The organism is Arcticibacter tournemirensis, assembly GCF_006716645.1.
Lineage (GTDB): Bacteria > Bacteroidota > Bacteroidia > Sphingobacteriales > Sphingobacteriaceae > Arcticibacter > Arcticibacter tournemirensis.
Genome location: NZ_VFPL01000001.1, coordinates 2372800 through 2391069, shown reverse-complemented (window position 1 = coordinate 2391069; position 18270 = coordinate 2372800). Strand labels below are relative to the sequence as shown.

Annotated in this window: 12 protein-coding genes; 7 read left to right on the top strand and 5 right to left on the bottom strand. The window is 48.8% G+C overall.

Translation table 11 applies throughout. The features are described 5' to 3' along the window. The first annotated feature begins 53 nt into the window (after window positions 1–53). Window positions 54–1478, top strand: coding sequence for a hypothetical protein (locus BDE36_RS09970; RefSeq protein ID WP_141814749.1), 1425 nt, complete (start codon window positions 54–56; stop codon window positions 1476–1478). 85 nt (window positions 1479–1563) lie between these two features. Then, window positions 1564–2328 carry a hypothetical protein gene (locus tag BDE36_RS09965; RefSeq protein ID WP_141814748.1) on the top strand — a complete coding sequence of 255 codons (765 nt, stop codon included), beginning with the start codon at window positions 1564–1566 and terminating at the stop codon, window positions 2326–2328. 38 nt (window positions 2329–2366) lie between these two features. Here BDE36_RS09965 and BDE36_RS09960 read toward each other — a convergent pair whose 3' ends face one another. Next, window positions 2367–4283: an AAA domain-containing protein gene (locus BDE36_RS09960; protein WP_141814747.1), complete on the bottom strand. Its 1917-nt coding sequence runs from the start codon at window positions 4281–4283 to the stop codon at window positions 2367–2369. A gap of 86 nt (window positions 4284–4369) precedes the next feature. Between BDE36_RS09960 and BDE36_RS09955 the strand changes: the two genes are divergently transcribed. After that, window positions 4370–5197 carry an alpha/beta hydrolase gene (locus tag BDE36_RS09955; RefSeq protein ID WP_141814746.1) on the top strand — a complete coding sequence of 276 codons (828 nt, stop codon included), beginning with the start codon at window positions 4370–4372 and terminating at the stop codon, window positions 5195–5197. Window positions 5198–5219: 22 nt separating this feature from the next. Next, complete coding sequence (locus BDE36_RS09950) at window positions 5220–5732, top strand: DUF6265 family protein (protein ID WP_128769147.1); 513 nt, start codon at window positions 5220–5222, stop codon at window positions 5730–5732. Between the two features lie 2 nt (window positions 5733–5734). On the opposite strand, the gene BDE36_RS09945 is transcribed toward BDE36_RS09950, so the two are convergent. From BDE36_RS09945 to BDE36_RS09935, 3 genes are read right to left on the bottom strand one after another with little or no spacing between them, the layout of a single operon-like run. Next, window positions 5735–7720, bottom strand: a complete 1986-nt coding sequence (locus tag BDE36_RS09945; protein ID WP_202618108.1) for a glycoside hydrolase family 97 protein — start codon at window positions 7718–7720, stop codon at window positions 5735–5737. A 29-nt stretch (window positions 7721–7749) separates the two neighbouring features. Continuing rightward, a complete protein-coding gene (locus BDE36_RS09940; RefSeq protein WP_235904232.1) occupies window positions 7750–9624 on the bottom strand; it encodes a RagB/SusD family nutrient uptake outer membrane protein in 1875 nt (624 codons plus the stop codon). A 12-nt stretch (window positions 9625–9636) separates the two neighbouring features. Beyond that, complete coding sequence (locus tag BDE36_RS09935) at window positions 9637–12729, bottom strand: SusC/RagA family TonB-linked outer membrane protein (RefSeq protein ID WP_141814745.1); 3093 nt, start codon at window positions 12727–12729, stop codon at window positions 9637–9639. A 182-nt stretch (window positions 12730–12911) separates the two neighbouring features. Here BDE36_RS09935 and BDE36_RS09930 point away from each other — a divergent pair, with 182 nt between their 5' ends. The 3 genes from BDE36_RS09930 to BDE36_RS09920 all read left to right on the top strand — a co-directional run bounded on the left by BDE36_RS09930 (window position 12912) and on the right by BDE36_RS09920 (window position 16783). Further along, window positions 12912–14318 (top strand): sensor histidine kinase, encoded by a 1407-nt coding sequence (locus BDE36_RS09930; protein ID WP_141814744.1) that lies wholly within the window; start codon window positions 12912–12914, stop codon window positions 14316–14318. A gap of 31 nt (window positions 14319–14349) precedes the next feature. Beyond that, window positions 14350–15063: a response regulator transcription factor gene (locus tag BDE36_RS09925; RefSeq protein WP_128769150.1), complete on the top strand. Its 714-nt coding sequence runs from the start codon at window positions 14350–14352 to the stop codon at window positions 15061–15063. Window positions 15064–15475: 412 nt separating this feature from the next. Beyond that, window positions 15476–16783, top strand: a complete 1308-nt coding sequence (locus BDE36_RS09920) for an ATP-binding protein (protein ID WP_141814743.1) — start codon at window positions 15476–15478, stop codon at window positions 16781–16783. A 108-nt stretch (window positions 16784–16891) separates the two neighbouring features. Here BDE36_RS09920 and BDE36_RS09915 read toward each other — a convergent pair whose 3' ends face one another. Beyond that, window positions 16892–18262, bottom strand: coding sequence for a RagB/SusD family nutrient uptake outer membrane protein (locus BDE36_RS09915; protein WP_141814742.1), 1371 nt, complete (start codon window positions 18260–18262; stop codon window positions 16892–16894). Between the last annotated feature and the right edge of the window lie 8 nt (window positions 18263–18270).

Genomic DNA, 18270 nt, shown 5'->3' with positions numbered 1-18270 from the left:
TTACCGGTTTATAAGGCGTTAACATTTTCTTTTATTCATTAACAATTCCTGAAATGAAAACAAACAACTTGAAATGGGTGCTGCTCCTTGTAGCAGGCACCACCTTTGGGCTAACAAGCTGCAAAAAAGAACCAGGGTCAAACGGTGATTTCAGCAAATCAACCAAAGCTCCTATTGATTACAGTGCTCTTCCCGAAGTACATCTCAGCGGTGTATATACTTCCACCCGTGTACTAAGCCCTGATACGCTTTACCTGTTAGATGGGGTCGTTTGCTTCTCCGGCAGCAATGCCAGGCTATACATTAAAGCAGGAACCCATGTAGTGACCGGCAACCCGGTGACCTACGGAGGCACCTCACTAAAAGGAGTTCTTGTTATAACCAAAAACGCACGGATCTATGCCAATGGCAACCAATCTAATACGCCTTTAGCCAGCTATAATCCGGACAGTACCATCGTATTTGGTCCGCATCCTGATATAGCAATTCCAAATCCCGGCGATTTTGGCGGTGTTATTATATTAGGCAACGCCCCAACCAATTTGCCCCAACATACTTTCATTGAAGGAATTCCACCATCAACGGTCGCCGATTTAACTTACGGAGGCGCCGTTTCAAATGACAACTCCGGTGTACTGAGGTTTGCAAGGATTGAATATGCCGGTTTCATATTAACCTCCGACAATGAGATCAACGGGCTTACACTGGGAGGTGTTGGCTCCGGCACAACCATAAATCACGTGCAGGTGTCGTTCAGCAACGACGATTCGTTCGAGTTCTTCGGAGGAACCGTTAATGCCGATCACCTCGTAGCGCTGGCCGGAACAGACGATGATTTCGATTTTGACAATGGATACAGCGGAAACATCCGGTTTGCCATTGCCCTGAAAGATCCATACTCGCCACACGCTATTTCAGGGTGGGCAAGCGATGCCAATGGTATTGAGTCGGATAATAACATCGGAAGTACATCGGCAAGCCTATTAACGCGTCCAACACTGAGCAATTTCACCATTCTGGGATACTCAAGCAATGGAAGCGTGGCCGATCTTGAAAAGGGCGCTCATTTCAGAAGACTGTCCGGAGTGAACCTGCAAAATTCTATTATCGGCGGATATGCAACCGGCGCTCATTTTGAGAACATTACCACAACAGGATCTGCTTTCCAGTATAATGTGGTTCATGCCTATACCACGGCATTTAACCCTGCTTCAGGTACCGGAGTACCCGCTATTTTTGCCAATAATCAAACCGGCTCAGGAACACCTGCTAATACGTATCTCAAGCTGGGTACCAACCCTTTTTACACAGAAGCAGCTTACAATCCACTTGATCTGAGACCATTAACGGGATCGCCGGCACTTACCGGAGGAAATACAGCCGGCGGAGGTACCTCTTATCGCGGAGCGATCGATCCTGCCGCAACTTCCACCAACATCTGGACACTTAACTGGACAGACTTCACTCCTTCCTTTTAAACAATCATTCAAATAACGCTTTATAAAACAGTAAAAACTCAATAAGCAGCGGCCAATACCGGCCGCTGCTTCTAATAAGTTAAAAATGAAAAGATATAATTACCTTTTAAGTTTAGTCCTTCTGATGATAATCGCCTCCTGCAGCAAAAAAGAAGTTACATTGCCCGAACCAGGCACTTTTTCGAAAGTACGGTTCCGGGATCCGTTTATATTATTCCAGACCGAGGCGGGCCTCAACCTGGCAATAAATTACCAGGGTAAACCTCTTGCAAGCAGCGGTAATAGCTGGGAATTCACAGTATTGCCAGGAGAAGGCAAATTTGAGTTCCTCTACAAGGACTCAGGAATTAAAGCGCTCGAAACCACGCTCAATATAGACAAGGATTCGATACCAACGTATGTTTTCTTCAAGCCTGATGCCAACTCAGAACAGGTTCAGTTAATAGAGGACACACAAGGTTCAGAAGCCCCCCCTGCCCCGGATCACATAAAAGTTAAGCTGGCCAATTTCGCCCAGTCGTTTTTTGGCAACAAAAATATCAAAGTCGTTTTCAGTCAAAACGGGGCGGCTGTAGATACAATTCAAACCCAGGGCACCGAATACACATCCGGATACTCGGTGATGCCAAGAGCATTCACTACCGTGAGGGGGCAGAAAAGAATTACCTATCAATACGAGTTAACTTTCCTTGACGAAAACGATCTGCCTATCGCAAATTCGGACGGCAACCCTTTGGTTACCTATTTCATTTCCGGCAGCGGCAGCGCTTCAAACGCAAAATCCATTTTCACTATTTTTCTGAGGGAGGAGTCAGATACGATATCGCCTGCCATTTTATTTGAAAGTTAAAAATCACAAACATCATCACCGTATCACACATGCCTGCATTATTCCCAGGCGCTTTTATAGCCGTCGATGTTCTCGGAATAACTGATAAAATCAGAATAAAAAGGCAGGGCCGACAGTGTGGCGCTGTCGCCTATTACCACGAGCTTCTTTTTGGCGCGCGTCATGGCAACATTCATCCTTCGGATATCCGACAGGAAGCCTATGGTATTTTCAAAGTTGCTCCTGGTCATGCTGATGTATACCACGTCCCTTTCCTGCCCCTGGAACCCGTCGACGGTATTAACAGAAATGTGGGGAGCATACTTTTCCATACCTTCGAAATCCAGCAGTTTCTCCTTCAGCAGCGTTATTTGTCCCTTATACGGAGCAATAACCGCTACCCCGGGAAATTCTTCGGCAGTATGGTGCTCGTCTAAAGCCTGCAGGTACTCAAAAAGATGCCTGAAGAGGAAGTCGGCCTCTTCGGGATTCGAAACAGAAGTACCCTCCAGCCTCTCTTCAAAGCCGCATCCGGCGGTATCCACAAACAGCAGGGGGAGATCTTCGGGAATTAACAGGCTGCCCGCAACAGAGGCATGAGCCCTAAGCTGGTCCTTATAAAAGACCTTCGAGGGATACGCCATGATCGCCTCGTGCATGCGGTATTGTTCGCCCAGCAGCACTACGGCTTCAGGATGAGCAGCAACGCACTTTTGAAGCAGGGTATTACGGAGACCATTCCTGGCCGCCTCGTCCGACTTAATAGTTGGCGGCAGCTGGAAGTGGTCGCCCGCCAGGATCACTTTCTGCGCCTTCAGTATAGGAATCCAGCATGCAGGTTCGAGGGATTGCCCAGCCTCGTCAATTACCACCGTGTGGTACTCACGGTCATTCACGGTATAATGCCCCGCGCCCACCAGCGTAGCCGTAATCACCCGGGCTTTTTCCAGTACACTGTCCATTATAAACTGTTCAATGTCGCCCGCATCCTTCATGATTCTGCGGGCTTCATTGAAGAGAGCTTTACGCTGCTCCCTTTCGGCATGGCCAAAGTTCCGTTTGTATTTCTGCGCCATGTTCCTGAGCTCGTTCGCCTGCTTCTTTAAGGCCTTCACTTCCTTCATTCTGGGGTGCTCATCCATTTTATTGTCGGTGGTAAGCGACATAAGCCGGTCTGAAACACGCGAAGGATTCCCCACACGAAGCACTTCAATTCCCTCGTCGGCAAGTTTTTCCGTCATCAGGTCTACCGCAGTATTGCTGGGCGCCACTGCCAGTATTTGTTTTTCGCCCCTGCTAATAAGCGTTTTGATAGCCTGTACGAGAGTCGTCGTTTTCCCTGTTCCGGGCGGGCCATGAACGATGGCGAGGTCGCGTGCTGCGACAATCTGGCCCACAGCCCGTTTTTGCGATGCATTCAGATCAGGAAGATGAAGCTCTGCAGCCCCCGCTTCAAATGCAGGCGCTGCGCTGCCCGTAAGGACCCTGATCAGGCGTCCTTTTTTCCCGTCTTCGGCCAGCGACGAAGCCTTTACCAGGGCAGCGTCCATATCGTCATAGCTGCGGTCGTCAAAGAGCAGGTCGACACCCAGTTTTCCCTTACCGGCCCATTCGGGCAACTCATCTACGCGAAGACTGATCCGCATCAGGTTACCGCTGATGTGAGAAATGATTCCCTCAAGCCGGTCGGCCGAAGGATTATGATTAGAAAACAAGGCCACAGAAGCGCCGAACCTAAACTGATGGATTATATCATGATGCGTTGTGCGTTCTATCCCAATAGTGAGGTAGTCGCCCCGGCCGATCTCCGTATCCCGGATAGCAACAGGAAACCAGGTCAGCCCGTTCGCACGCCTTTCCGAAACAGCGCTCGACGCAGTTAACTGACGGTACGAACGAAGGTCCTCCTCTCTCTCTGTTTTTAGTAAGGCAAGCAGCTTTTCAAAATAAGCTTTCGCAGGGATATCCGTATTCATTCAATTTATCTGCTGCAAATATCGCATAAACATGTATGAAACATTATCAGTTCTTTATACTTTTACTGCAAAACACCTCCATCAAGATGAAAATTAAATTAAAGCTGATTATACTGTTCCTGGTCGTTACATCCTTTAATGCCTTTGCGCAGAAGGAAACCTATGTCACAAAAGAGAACATCCATTACTATTCTGATCAGGAAAGTAAAGACGCTTATATCAACGAGCGATGTCTTTTAGACGTCTACTATCCAAAAGACAAGAAAAGCTTCGCTACCATCGTTTGGTTCCACGGAGGCGGTATCGAGGGCGGCAATAAGGAGATCCCTGAGGCGCTGAAAAACAAAGGATATGCCGTCATAGGAGTAGGTTACCGTTTATCACCCAAGGTATCTGCCCCTGCCTATATCGAAGATGCAGCATCGGCTGTTGCATGGACATTCAAGCATATTGCAGAGTACGGAGGTGATCCGGGCCGTATTTTCCTTTCAGGGCATTCTGCCGGAGGTTACCTCACGATGATGGTGACCCTCGACAAGCAATATCTCGCAAAATATAACATTGATGCCAACCGGATTGCCGGGCTAATCCCCTTCAGCGGACAGGCGATTACCCACTTTACTATCCGCAAAGAAAAGGGAATAAAAGACACACAACCGATCATCGACAAGTACGCACCTCTGTTTCACGTGAGGGCGGACGCCCCTCCCGTTTTGCTTATAACAGGCGACCGCGAAATGGAGTTGTTAGGGCGGTATGAAGAGAACGCATACCTGTGCCGGATGATGAAGTTGGCAGGGCATAAAGATACCAGGCTGTATGAGCTCGACGGATTCGACCACGGAGGAATGGCCGAGCCAGCCTTTCCGCTGTTACTGAAAGAAATCAGGAGGATTTCGGCGCAGAACAAGTAAAATATCCAGAAACATCAACGATATGAATCACAGCAAAACAACCCGCCTCCGCCAGACTGCATTTGTAGCCAGGCTATCATTTTTCGTTGCAGCCCTTTTGCTGCTAAATACTACTGCATTTTGTCAGCAGACTGCCGAACAGGACTTTAAGAAACTCGAATGGCTTGCCGGTAAGTGGACGCGCACCAACGTAAAGCCCGGTCAATCGGGAAGTGAAATGTGGGCCTTAGAAGCGCCCAACAGCATGAAGGGACAGGGTGAAACCATCAAAGGTACCGACACCATTTTTGTAGAAAAGCTGGAGCTGCTAATAAAAGACAAACATATTTTCTATGTGGTCGACGGGCTTGATAACCAGGAACCCACCCACTTCAAAATAACCGAAATAAGCGACGACAGCTTTGTTTGTGAAAACAAGGAACACGACTTCCCCAAAAAGATAGCCTATAAGCGAACCGATCAGGGAATGACAGCCACCATTTCGGGCGACGGAAAAAGTATAGACTTTATTTTCATTAAGAAAATAGGGCAATAGCCCTATTCTCCATAAATTTTTGCAGCCCAGCCACCGTTCCTTACCATTTTAATATGGATGGTGTCGGATGATTTTACGGTCGATTCCTTTCTGCGATAATCCATTGCCTGACGGCCGGCATTAATACCGTCTTCGAACGACACCATCTTCAGGTTCTTTCCGTTCTCAAGGAAGTCAAGCTTCAGATCGAACTCGCGTACGCTCTCCTTGTTGTTCGTCATTCCGCCGATATACCACTCTTTACCTTTCCTCTTGGCAACAATAGCATATTCGCCTGCTTCGGCAGCCAGCACACGCGTTTCGTCCCAGGTAACCGGCACTCCTGCAATAAATTCGGTGCAGTCGGCATTCCTGTAATACAGGGTTGGGTTGTCAGCCAGCATTTGCAGTCCGCTTTCGAAAATCACAAAGAGTGCCATCTGGTACGCCCTGGTGCCGATACTGGCAGCATTCGGACGCTCGGCCCTATATACATCAGGCTGCATACTGATCATAGCTCCGGGAGTATAATCCATCGGGCCTACCGCATTACGCATAAAAGGAAAATAAACACTGTTATCAGGAGTAGCGCCGCCCATCTGTTCCATACCCCTCACCCCTTCGTACGACAATACGTTCGGGTATTTATATTCCAGTCCGGCCGGTTTAAATGAACCGTGGAAATCAACAAACAGCTTATGCTTAGCCGCTTCCTTTGCCACCCTTTCATAATAGTTCACCATCCACTGGTCGCTGCGGTCCATAAAGTCAATCTTCACGCCCTTTATCCCCCATTCGCTGAACGTCTTAAACACATCAAAATGATGTTCCACTGTAAGCCAGGTAAGCCACAGCACAATACCAACGTTCTTGCTTTTCCCATAACGGATAAGTTCCTTCAGGTCCACGTCGGGATTGGGAGTAAAAGGATCGCGGGTGCTCTTTGCCCAACCCTCGTCCATGATGATGTATTCAATACCGTATTTCGCAGCAAAATCAATGTAGTACTTATACGTCTCCAGGTTGTAGCCCGCAACGAAATTAACATCCGGACCATACGGAGAAGCATCGTTCCACCACTCCCAGCTTACTTTTCCCGGCCTGATCCAGCCAGTATCTTCCATCTGCAGAGGTGAAGCCAGGCTGGCTGTCATGGTATTGGTAATCAGCTGTCCGTCGTTGCTGCTGATTACGAAATAGCGCCATGGAAAGCTGCGGCTACCGCTTGTTTTTGCAATATAATCAGCCTCCTTCAGAATCTTCATGCTGCGGTCGCCGTTGTCCTCATACTCCAGCGGAGCTTTCGGAAAGGCCGCATTTAAACTGTTCACGCCTTCGCTATGAAGAAACATAGCAGGATAATCATTAAGATCCGACTCCGAAATAAGAACCTTATACTTCTTGCGGCTATCCAGCAATACCGGCAAGGTAGCCAGACCCTTCTTCTCGCCCCAGTCTTTCAATGAAAGGTGCTTATACGACTCTTCATAAGACGTATGAAAGCTTCCTGGCTGCTGAATATGGGCAAGATACCCTTCGGGAAGACGAATAGCAGCATCTTCGCCAATCACTTCCGCATCGCCCTTTTTCCGGGTGACGAAGCGGTATGCAACGCCATCGTTGTAAGCCCTGAATACCACGCTGTAGTCGCCGGCAAAGTCCATGCGGAGTTCGTTGTATTCATTCTTTATATCCGAGAACTTCAAAGGCACAACGGGGCGAAAGGACGTGTTCCGCGACACGATCTGTTTCTTCAACAGCTTCGGGCTCTTTCCCAGGTAACCCGACTTCAGATTAAGTCCTAACGATGACTTGTCGAGTACCAGGTCGCTGCCCTGAGATACTGAATAGAAGATCTTGTCGGCAATTTCTATACGCGTTGTAATCTTCCTGTCGGGTGATGAGAGTACAATGGACTGAGCAAGGCTCACCTGCCCCATCAGTATAAAGAGGGCAAACCAAACGTTTTTAAGCAATAAAGGTCTCTTTTTCTTTTCGGTAATGATCATATTGATTATTTAGTTTATAATAAAAGCTGCTACCATCCCGGGTTCTGGACAAGCAGGTTGTTTTTTAATATCTCATCATTCGGCACCGGCCAAAGATAATCGCGCTCACGGAAGGTCCGCCCGGTAATCGTTGTAAATTTATAAAAATCATCGCCATTACCATACATATTCAAACCTGTTACCGGCGCATTATCCGTAACCTCAGCAATTTTCCAGCGATGGCAGTCGAAATACCTTACGCTTTCGAACGAAAGTTCCACCTGCCGTTCGCGGCGGATGGCTGTACGTACGGCCTCCTGGTTAGCAGCAAGCGGGATCTGACCAGCGCCATTGCCATAAGCAGGCACACCTGCCCTGGTCCTGATCTTGTTCAGATAGACCAGGATATTTGGGTTGCCCGGGTCGTATTCGTTGAGCGCCTCGGCATAGTCAAGAAAGATCTGCCCCAGGCGAAGTAAAAGCGCGCCGCGGTCATTCCAGGTTACAGCAATATTTTTACGCACGGTATACCCGGTTGGCGACACGTCCGAAGAGCTCTGGCTTCTGCCCGAGTTCCCCGAAAACTCCATTACTGTAATTACTTCCCTGCTGTTGTTGCCCTGGTAGAGCCAGTAGCTGTTATTATACGTTACCCCCACATAAAAGCGAGGTTCCCTGTTCGTCCAGGGGTTATACGTACTCCGGGCCTTCACGTCGAATGGCGCTTTATAGTCAGAGAAGCCCGTTGCCCTGTATTCGCTGGTCTTGTCTATCGGCAGGCCATTGCTCATAAAGTAAGCGTCGACCATCTTCTGAGTAACACCCAATGCTCCATAGCCCTGCACATTAGTTGTGTAACCCACGTGCAGAGGAGTGCCGTCGTGCCAGTTGTACACTCCCGAATTCGAGCGTGCAAAGATCCATTCCTTATTCCAGTTCACCAGCACCACATTGCGGCAGGAAAGGTAAGCTGCAACAAAAGGGTCGGCGTTGTTCTCGGTATACAGGTCGTAAACGCCCGGAACAAACTCGTCAATAAAAGCTTTGGCTGCATCTGCGGCCAGCTTCCACTTTCCGGCATTATAGGTTTGACTGATCAGGGCTGTACCATCCTTATTTACCAGGGAGGCCATATCCGTATTCCCGTTAAAGAGCGGACTTGCGCTCAGCATAAGAGCCTGCGTTTTATACGCCTTAACGATGCCTTTGGTAATCCGCCCGTACTCTTCGTTCGCGGGAACAAGCGGCAGATCGGTATAAGCCGAGTCAAGCTGCTCCACTATAAAGCTGATACACTCATCGAAGGTATTCCTCGGAATATTCAGTTCGCTGAGAGGAGCATCGGGCGCGAGAACTTTATTTATGATCGGAACAGGGCCATACATCCTCACCAGCCAGTAATAATACAAAGCCCTTAAGGCCCTTGCTTCTGCCTTGAAGCGCGCTCTTTCTATCGCATTCACCTCTGCCGGGTTCGCTTTATCGATCTTGCTGATAAAGTCAGTAGCATTGCGGATCGACTTATACCAGTCGGACCAGTATGCCGATACATCCCAGTCGGTAGCCGACCATGTACTCTGATTCAGATTATTGGCATAATTGAAATCCCAGTTATACATTGCTTCGTCGGATGCAGCGATCCAAGGACCTGAATGGTCAGAATTGGTATAACGCTGCATAAGCTCGTTGGGAATGTTGGCGTATATATTGGCCAGGTATTGATTGACATAATCTTTTGAATCAAAGATCCGGTCGGTAGTTAAGATATCGTCGGGCACCTGGTCGAGAAAGTCCTTACAGGAGTTGTTTAAAAACATCACTCCTGCCATCAGGAATGCAATGATATATTTCTTCATGCTGATCATTCTTTGATTGTTAAAGTCTCTTTTAAAACTGTGTTGAGGCCGTTCAAACTTGCTGTTCATATACTTCTTCGTTTAAAAATTGACCTGCGCACCCAGGGAAAACGTTCGTGTATTGGGATAGGAAGCGCCGTTCGATGTATTCAGCTCAGGGTCCCAGAGCTTAAATTTGCTCCAGTACAGCACATTCACTCCCTGAAAATAGATCCGTGCCGACTTTACCGAAAGATTCTTCAGCGAACCGGCCGGAAGATTATAGCCGATGTCGACCGTCTTCAGCCGTATGAAGTCGATATCCTTCACCCACCAGCTGCTGGCAACGGCATTGTTCCTGTTTGCCGAATTACCAAAAGCCAGCCTTGGATAAAATGGATCGGATACCGGATTATCTTCCGTCCAGCGGTCTTCTGCAATTGAGTAGAGGTTGCTGCGTTCTCCGCCGTTGCTGTTGTTGAACGGAATGATGCCATCGCCCCCCAGCAGGCGGTCGGCGCCATTGATACCCTGGAAAAATGCACCCACATAGAAGCCCTTAAAGGTTACATTAAAGCCCGCGCCATACACGAGGTTAGGAACATCGCCGTTGCCAATCCTGGCCTGGTCGTATGCATCGATAATATTGTCGCCGTTGAGGTCGCGGTAGCGGATGTCGCCCACACGCTGACCTCCCAGAGCCGACTGATCAGCATGAGCATCGATCTCTGCCTGGCTCTGAAACAGTCCGTCGGCAATGTAGCCATAGCGCGAGAGGTAATTGTTTCCCCTGCGTTCCATATAAGGGAATGGCTGTACCGGATCGTCGTTCTCTATCACCTTATCCTTGTTGTATGAGAAGGTACCATGGAAGCTCCAAGCCGTTTGGCCCACTTTAAAAGGCGCCAGGTCTATCGTACCGTCAAAACCTTCATTATCGATCACCCCGAGGTTCCCGAAGGGAAAGGTTTGCAAACCGAGATAATTCGCCAGGCTGCCGCGTTGCAGAAATACGCCCGAACGGTGTTCCTTAAAGTAATCAACAGTAACAGACAGCAGCGACTTCAGCGTTTTAAACTCAAGGCCCAGATCCTGCTTATGCGATTTCGCCCATACCACGTTCGCACCATAGTCAGATATCGCCAGTCCGGAAAACCCGGTATTATTCGTTCCGTTGCCAAAAGTATATCCGCTGGCGCCGGTCGACACGATCGTCAGGTAGCCGAACCTCCGGCCTCCGCTGCCCGATCCAACCCATCCGTTTGAGTAACGCAGCTTAAAGAAAGGCAGTACCTCTTTGAGGGGACTGAAAAACTCTTCGTTCGATAACACCCATCCCGCACCAAAAGAAGGGAAAAAGCCATAGCGCTGCCCGGGGGCAAAATTCTCCGAGCCGTTGTATCCAAAGTTAAACTCACCGAAATACTTATCCTTCCAGGAGTAAGTAGCCCTTCCGGCCAGTCCCTGCGTACGTGTAGGAAGAGACGACGTTAGATTATCGGCAAACGCCGCCGTGTTGCTGTTCTGGTTATAGAGGATCATTGCCGACACGCTATGATCGCCGAACATCCTTTCATAATTCACCGCAGCTTCGGCATAAAATTTACGGTCGCCGCTGTTGTTGCGGTTATAGCCAAGCGCATCCGAACCATTTGCAAGAATCGCCAGGTTCAGGTTTCCCTCGTCATCATAGGGGTCTGAGCGGTCAATCGCGTAAAGCGTTCTCAGCCTGGTCCGGTTGATGGTATGCGAGTTCCAGGTATCAAAAGAGAACATAGCCCTTGCCGAAAGTCCCTTTACCAGATAGCTCAGGTCCTGGTTGATGGCAGCGTTCGAATAGAGCTGACTTTGAAAGATGTTCTGGTATCCTGTTTGAGTGACCAGCGCATAGGGATTTGGCTGATAGTCGCGGGAGGTGTTAATGCCCGGTACAAGGTTACCCGGAAGCATGACAGGGTACAGCACCGGGTTTGTCTGCATCACCCGCCCGAAAGCCTCCTGGGGATTCGTACCCGGATAATTGGTGTTGGTGATGTAGCCCTGTACTCCAAGGGAGAACCGGGTGGTCTTTGTCCAGTTCATATCTACATTAGACGTAAAATTATACCGCCTGAACCTGGTATCGGCATTATAGCTCTGAAGCTTATCCGTTTTCAGCAAGCTTGTCTCATCGTAGTACGCGAGTGATGAATAGTACTGCGTGGTTTCGGAGCCACCGCTGGCGGCGAAATTTATGCGACGGTTAGCAGCGCTTTCGCTGAACAGGGTATTCATCCAGTCGACATTCGGATAAAGCACCGGATCGGAAGCCGAAAGCGTATTATCGATATATTCCTGCGAGTAATCCGGCTGCGAGCCACTGGCCACGCGGGCCTCGTTGCGCAGGCGCATGTACTGCTCGCCGTTGGCCAGCTCGGGCGTGCGGGTGAAGGCCGTAATCCCCTGGTTATAGTTAAACATGAGGGAAGGTTTTCCCACGCGCCCCTTTTTCGTAGTGATCAGGATCACGCCGTTGGCACCCTGGGCACCATATACCGCTGTTGCTGAAGCATCCTTAAGTACGGTAAAGGAAGCGATATCCTCGGGGTCGAACGCATTGATATTTCTTCCCTGCACACCATCGACGATCACCAGCGGCGAAGCGCTGTTCAGCGAGTTAAAGGTGGAGATCCCACGGATCCAAACGTCGGCTGTATTGCTTCCAGGCAAGCCCGTTCGCTGCACGCCCACCAGTCCGGCAATCCTTCCTGCCAGCGCAGTACTTAGGTTTGCCACAGGCACCTGCAGCGCCTCCACATTCACGGATGACTGGGCGCCCACCAGGCTGATCTTCTTCTGCTGCCCGTAACCAACAACAACCACTTCGTTCAGGCTGTTATTGCTTGCCTGCAGCACAATGTTCAGTTCGATCACCGTGCTGATCTGGGTGCGGTAGTCTTTGTAACCGATGTAGCGGGCCAAAAGCGAGTCGCCCCGGCTGGCCAGGATCGAGAAACGGCCGTCGATATCCGTAGACACGGCCTTGCGGGTGTTGAGGTTGAGCACGCTCACACCAATTAAGGGTGCGTTCAGCTCATCTCTCACTGTTCCCTTAACCGTAATTTCCGACTCCTGCGTTTGTGCGGATACTTCGCCCAGGCAAAGCATCGTAATCACGAGCAGGTAAAAGCATTGAGTAAAGGTTTTTAAATGCATAATCTAATGTTTGGTTTTACTGATCAACACAAACTTAGAGGGCAGACGAAAAGCTTTTTGTTAACGGTTGGATAATGTTTGTTAACGTAGGGCGAAATTTGTTAATGAGTTCTTAATTATATGTTAACAATAGCTCTTATTAGAAAAAATGGTCCTATTTTAGGTCAGTAATTCAAGTTTTGATGAGATACATTCAGTCCGTTGCTTTCTTTACTTTCATCCTGCTGATCAGCGTACTGTTTTACCTCACCTACAATACATTTGAGCTGAATGACAGGCAGTACCAGCTTGCCGAAAAGAACCTGCTCAGCACCACGTATAAGTCGCTGATAAAAAAGGACAACATATACCCGGGTGGCTATGACATCCTTAACAAAGTACTGTTCAAACAGGAGGACAGCCTGAAATATTATTACAGGAAGCAGGGCGTTACGCACAACGCTTACGCGGATACTACCCTGAAAAGACTATTCAGCGAATTTGTGCAGCGCAATCCCATGGATTCGATCTTTAACAGCATACGAGACAAGTACCAGCTGAGCAAAGAGCTGCAATACCTGGTAACGATCAATCATATCCGGATCGCGGATAACGATTCGGTACTCTTCCAGTTTAATGAGAACCAGCGGTATGATTTCCTGGACCAGCAGCGGCAAACCCCATATGGCTATATCGTTGGAGGAGAGCTCAAAACGCCGCTCCAGCAAAACCTGATCACCGAAATAACGGTCACCTCCGTAAACAAATACGCATTCGAACTGCGGTTTTCCTTTTATGCCGATAAAAACAACCGCCAGTACCATATTTTTAAGGCCACCCTCCCGGCTTTAGTGCTGGCCCTGTTTGCATTGTTATCGGTGCTCGTGATCTTCTATATTACTTTCAGGAGCTGGATAAAAGTTAACCGCCTGGCCGAGATGAAGACCGACTTTGTAGACAGCATCACGCACGAGTTTCACACGCCCATCTCTACCATCGTGATGGCAAATAAGAACCTGCAGAACGACAAGGTTCTGGCCGACAGGGAGAAGGTGAAGATGCTGACAGATGTGGTGCTGCGGCAATCGAAACGCCTGGAAATGCTGTTCGGCCAGGTACTCGATATTGCCCGGCTTCAGAATGTGAACCTCGAAAAAGAGCGCGAAGACCTGAACAGCCTGCTCGAAGAAATCGTTGACGACTACAAAATGAAGCTTGCGGATGATGGCATCCGGATCACTTTGGAAAAAAGCCCCGACGACCTGCATATTGCGCTCAACCGTTTCTGGTTTACTACAATGCTTTTTAACCTGTTTGATAACGCTATAAAGTATAACGACAAGGAATACAAAACGATTGATATCCGGTTAAGCGCTTTGAAGCACGAAATACAGTTGGAAATCAGCGACAATGGTGTAGGAATGGAAAAAGAAATGATAAAGGACGTATTTGAGAAATTCTACCGTGCAAATAAGAAAGACACGTCACATATCCCGGGGCTTGGCCTGGGCTTGTATTACGCGCGGCAGTGCGTCATGGCTCACGGCTGGAAGATGAAAGTGAAGAGCGAAATCAATAAAGGGAGCCTGTTCATTATCAGTATTTCTTAATCTTTATACCGGGCCGGATAAATTACAAACCATGAAAGTAAAGCTGTTATATGTAGAGGATGAATTTGACCTGGGTAATCTTACCAAACAGTACCTGGAGCTGATGGACTTCCAGGTTGACTGGTTTACCACTGCCCGTTCGGCGCTTGAATACTTCAGGAAAGTTCCGGCAGCCTATAACGTGGTCATTATTGATATTCAGCTGCCCGACATGAACGGCTTCGACCTGTCGGAACAGCTGCTGGCCATCAACCAGAATGTGTACCTTGTATTTCTCACTTCAAAAAAGGACAAGGCCGACCGGCTGAAAGGACTTAAAATAGGCGCCGTAGATTATATTACCAAACCCTTCGATGCCGACGAGCTGGTATTGAAGATCCAGAATATGGTAAGGCATAAAGTGGCGTACGTAACGCCCGAAGCAGCAAGAAGACTGCCCGAGACAGAAACGATCTGCCTGGGAGATATGTCGCTTAAGAAGTCGCAGCTGGTGCTTTCCCTGCCCGACGAGCTTAACGTCTCGCTTACCCAACGGGAGGCCGACCTGATTGAATACCTGTATCAGCGGAGAAACAAAGTGGTGAAACGTGAGGAGATCCTGCGCGACCTGTGGGGCGACAATAACTACTTTCTCGGCAGAAGTCTTGACGTATTCATCTCCCGCCTAAGGAAGTTATTCCGCGACTCGCAGTCGGTACGAATACAAAACGTTCATGGCGTGGGCTTTATCTTCAGCGTGAATTAAGACCTATTTTACTGTGATTCTGAGCTTCGTCGGGTATCACCCGCCTTCTTATAAAACTTTTTAAAGCACTTGCGGCAGCGGTATTTCCTTAAATTGAGGAAAGAAAAGAAAGTTTTGTGAATGAAGCTTCGGTGGATGTGCTCGCAGCGGTCATTTTTGCAATAAGGACATATCACTATTGGCCGGTCTTTATAGGCTTGGTTCGGGTCACTTTTATACAGTTTTTGATCCGGGTCGGTAGAATTATCCATTAAGTAAATAATTAGAATGTTTCAGTTCAACTATCCGGGCATGCTTGAGTTATCCCTGGCAGTCAGGACAGTCTGCAAATGTACAAACTTTTTTATTTATTTAAATTGAATAACGTAACTTTGGTTACAGTAACGCACATTACTGTAACCTCCATTACGTTATGAAGTTTTATAATCGCGAAGATGAATTATCTTTACTAAAAAGAACCAGAGAGAGTATTTCTGAAGGAGCAAGGATGACCATTGTAACCGGAAGGAGAAGGATTGGGAAGACCAGCCTGATCTTAAAATCCTCGGAACAAGATCTTCACGTCTATCTTTTTGTCAGCCGCAAAGAAGAAGTTCTCCTTTGTCAGGACTTCATAGCAGAGGTTCAGAAAACACTTTCGATAACTATTTTAGGCAGCTTCAATTCTTTCAGCACGCTTTTTGAATACCTGATGGAGCTCTCCGAGCAGCGGCCTTTTTCGCTAACGATTGATGAATTCCAGGAATTTAATACAATTAACCCTTCTGTGTTCAGTGAAATGCAACGAATTTGGGACCGACGCAAGCAGCACAGCCATCTGAATCTCATATTAAGCGGATCGGTACTCTCGATGATGAAAAAAATATTCGAGAATGCAAAAGAGCCCCTTTTCGGACGGGCAAACGAGCGAATTCATCTGAAGCCATTTTCTGTAGATACCCTTAAACAAATCGTTTCCGATTATCATCCAAAATTCCAGCCGATTGATCTTCTTGCCTTTTTTGTGCTCACAGGCGGAGTGGCTAAATATGTAGAATTACTTGCTGAACGCAAGGCTTTCACATTCGAAGCCATGACCGATGAAGTATTCCGTGCAAACTCCTTTTGGCTTGACGAAGGGAAAAACTTATTAATCGAAGAGTTTGGAAAAGAATACATTACCTACTTCTCTATTTTATCACTAATGGCGAGTGCCAAGACCTCCCGTTCTGACATTGAATCTATACTGGAGAAAAACATAGGAGGATACCTCGACCGGCTTCAAAATGAATACCAGATCATTAAAACAGTAAAACCGGTACTCTCCAAACCTGGTTCCCGCAATCAGAAATACTATATAGACGATAACTTCCTTAACTTCTGGTTCCGCTTCATCTTCAAAAACAGGAACGCCATTGAGCTTGGTAACTTCCCTTATGTAAAGGACATATTCAAACGCGATTTTCACACCTTCGCCGGCCGTTTCCTCGAAAAGTGGTTTTCCGAAAAGATGGCTCTGTCGCACCGCTATAACATCATCGGCAATTACTGGGACCGCGGTGGAAATGAAATAGACATCGTGGCAATTAACGAAAATGAAAAGATAGCAGAGTTTGTTGAAGTAAAATTAAATCCCGGCAAACTCGATAAGAACATTCTGATGAACAAAGCTAAAAAACTGGAGGAACAGCTAAAAGGCTTCAGTTTCAGCTATTCACTCCTCTCAGCCGACGACATGTAAGAACTCGCTCAGACTGATAAACTATGGAAACGAGCCAGACTTGTTTGAAAACGTCGCAAAAGTTTTTAAAGGAAGAGGCTTCTGATTTCGGGTAGCCTCTTCCTTTGTTTAGCGGGGGTTCTGCTGCATGCCCGAGAGGGAAATCACGTCATCGGGAATGGGCAGGGCAAAGCGAAGGTCGTTTGCAGGAAGCGTATACACCTGGCCGTTGATCTTTCTTGATAGGGAGATCCCCGCCCCTTCCATGTTCAGGCGCTTGATGTCCATCCAGCGCAGGGTGCGCATCAGCAGTTCTTTCCGTCTTTCCAGCAGGATCAGCTGCAGGGCCTCCGCGCCCGTAGCAGCGTTTACCTCCCTGAAGAAATTCCTGTTCCAGCGCTTTCGCAGCAGCGCATTCAAGTCGGCCAGCGCCTTTTCCGTCTGCCCTGCACGGGCATAGGCCTCAGCCCTTATGAGATACATCTCGTCGGTGGCAATCCCGCTAAACACCCCCAGCGTACCAAGGTAACTTCCTTTAAAAGCGTAAGTCCCGTTGGTATTGCGTTTAAAGAACACCGTTTTGCGCAGGTCGCCTTCAGGGTAGAGCGCATAGAGGTTGGAGTCAACCTTCGCCCGGCTGGGGTTGAGCGGGGGCGGCATAGCGGCGGCACGGTCGAATACCACCTCCGCGTTCGCCTTTGCGATGGGGTAAGAGGCCGAGGCGTTCAGCGTGTTATAATCCAGCAGGGCGCTGTTTACCTGCAGGCAGGAGTCGGCATACAGCCCCGCCTCGGTGTATTTACGCATGGAGAGGTATGCCTTTGCCAGCGCGCCCCAGGCAGCTGCTTTGCAGGGCCTCAGCGGATGCGTTGTTTTAGCGGGCAGCAGCGGAACCGAAGCTTTCAAGTCGTCAAGCAGCTGCCCGTAGGTTTCTTTGAGCGTGGAGCGCAGCGACGGAGTGTTGAAGTCGGGACTAAGCCGCAGGGGAAGGCCCATCGCGCCCGACTCGTCATCGTAGGGCATGCACCATACCCAGGCTGCATTCAGATAGTTCATGCCGCGGTAAAACAGGGCCTGCCCTTTCAGGTCGTCCCATGTTGCGGCGTTGGCGGCGGTGCGGCCGATCTTCGGGAGGCCCTCCAGTACCGTATTACAGATATACGTAGAGCCGAAGCAGTACGACCAGTCGTTGCCCAGGTCGCCGGTAGCGAAGAGGTGGTCCTTTTCCCAGGTATATACCCTGCGGTCAAACTCACCGCGGGCCGCCCAGTCGGCATCGGTAAGGTAGAAGTCGGCCGAGCTGGCCTCTCCCGCTCCGGGAGTGTTGCTGCTCATGGAGCTGTAATTGTCGATCATGGCCTGCAGGTCGGCCAGCGTAGCGGGAACCACCAGTTTCTTGTCGGGCCTGGCGTCGAGAAACTGGTCGCAGCTGCCCAGCAGGCAGCAGAGCAAGGTAGCAGACAGGATGCCTGCAATGAGTTTGTTTACTATTATTTTCATTGTTCTCG

Excerpts from the sequence above, each read along its gene's own strand:
- BDE36_RS09970 (WP_141814749.1), top strand. The coding sequence starts at position 54 with ATGAAAACAAACAACTTGAAATGGGTGCTGCTCCTTGTAGCAGGCACC.
- BDE36_RS09965 (WP_141814748.1), top strand. The coding sequence starts at position 1,564 with ATGAAAAGATATAATTACCTTTTAAGTTTAGTCCTTCTGATGATAATC.
- BDE36_RS09960 (WP_141814747.1), bottom strand. The coding sequence starts at position 4,283 with ATGAATACGGATATCCCTGCGAAAGCTTATTTTGAAAAGCTGCTTGCC.
- BDE36_RS09955 (WP_141814746.1), top strand. The coding sequence starts at position 4,370 with ATGAAAATTAAATTAAAGCTGATTATACTGTTCCTGGTCGTTACATCC.
- BDE36_RS09950 (WP_128769147.1), top strand. The coding sequence starts at position 5,220 with ATGAATCACAGCAAAACAACCCGCCTCCGCCAGACTGCATTTGTAGCC.
- BDE36_RS09945 (WP_202618108.1), bottom strand. The coding sequence starts at position 7,720 with ATGATCATTACCGAAAAGAAAAAGAGACCTTTATTGCTTAAAAACGTT.
- BDE36_RS09940 (WP_235904232.1), bottom strand. The coding sequence starts at position 9,624 with ATGAACAGCAAGTTTGAACGGCCTCAACACAGTTTTAAAAGAGACTTT.
- BDE36_RS09935 (WP_141814745.1), bottom strand. The coding sequence starts at position 12,729 with ATGCATTTAAAAACCTTTACTCAATGCTTTTACCTGCTCGTGATTACG.
- BDE36_RS09930 (WP_141814744.1), top strand. The coding sequence starts at position 12,912 with ATGAGATACATTCAGTCCGTTGCTTTCTTTACTTTCATCCTGCTGATC.
- BDE36_RS09925 (WP_128769150.1), top strand. The coding sequence starts at position 14,350 with ATGAAAGTAAAGCTGTTATATGTAGAGGATGAATTTGACCTGGGTAAT.
- BDE36_RS09920 (WP_141814743.1), top strand. The coding sequence starts at position 15,476 with ATGAAGTTTTATAATCGCGAAGATGAATTATCTTTACTAAAAAGAACC.
- BDE36_RS09915 (WP_141814742.1), bottom strand. The coding sequence starts at position 18,262 with ATGAAAATAATAGTAAACAAACTCATTGCAGGCATCCTGTCTGCTACC.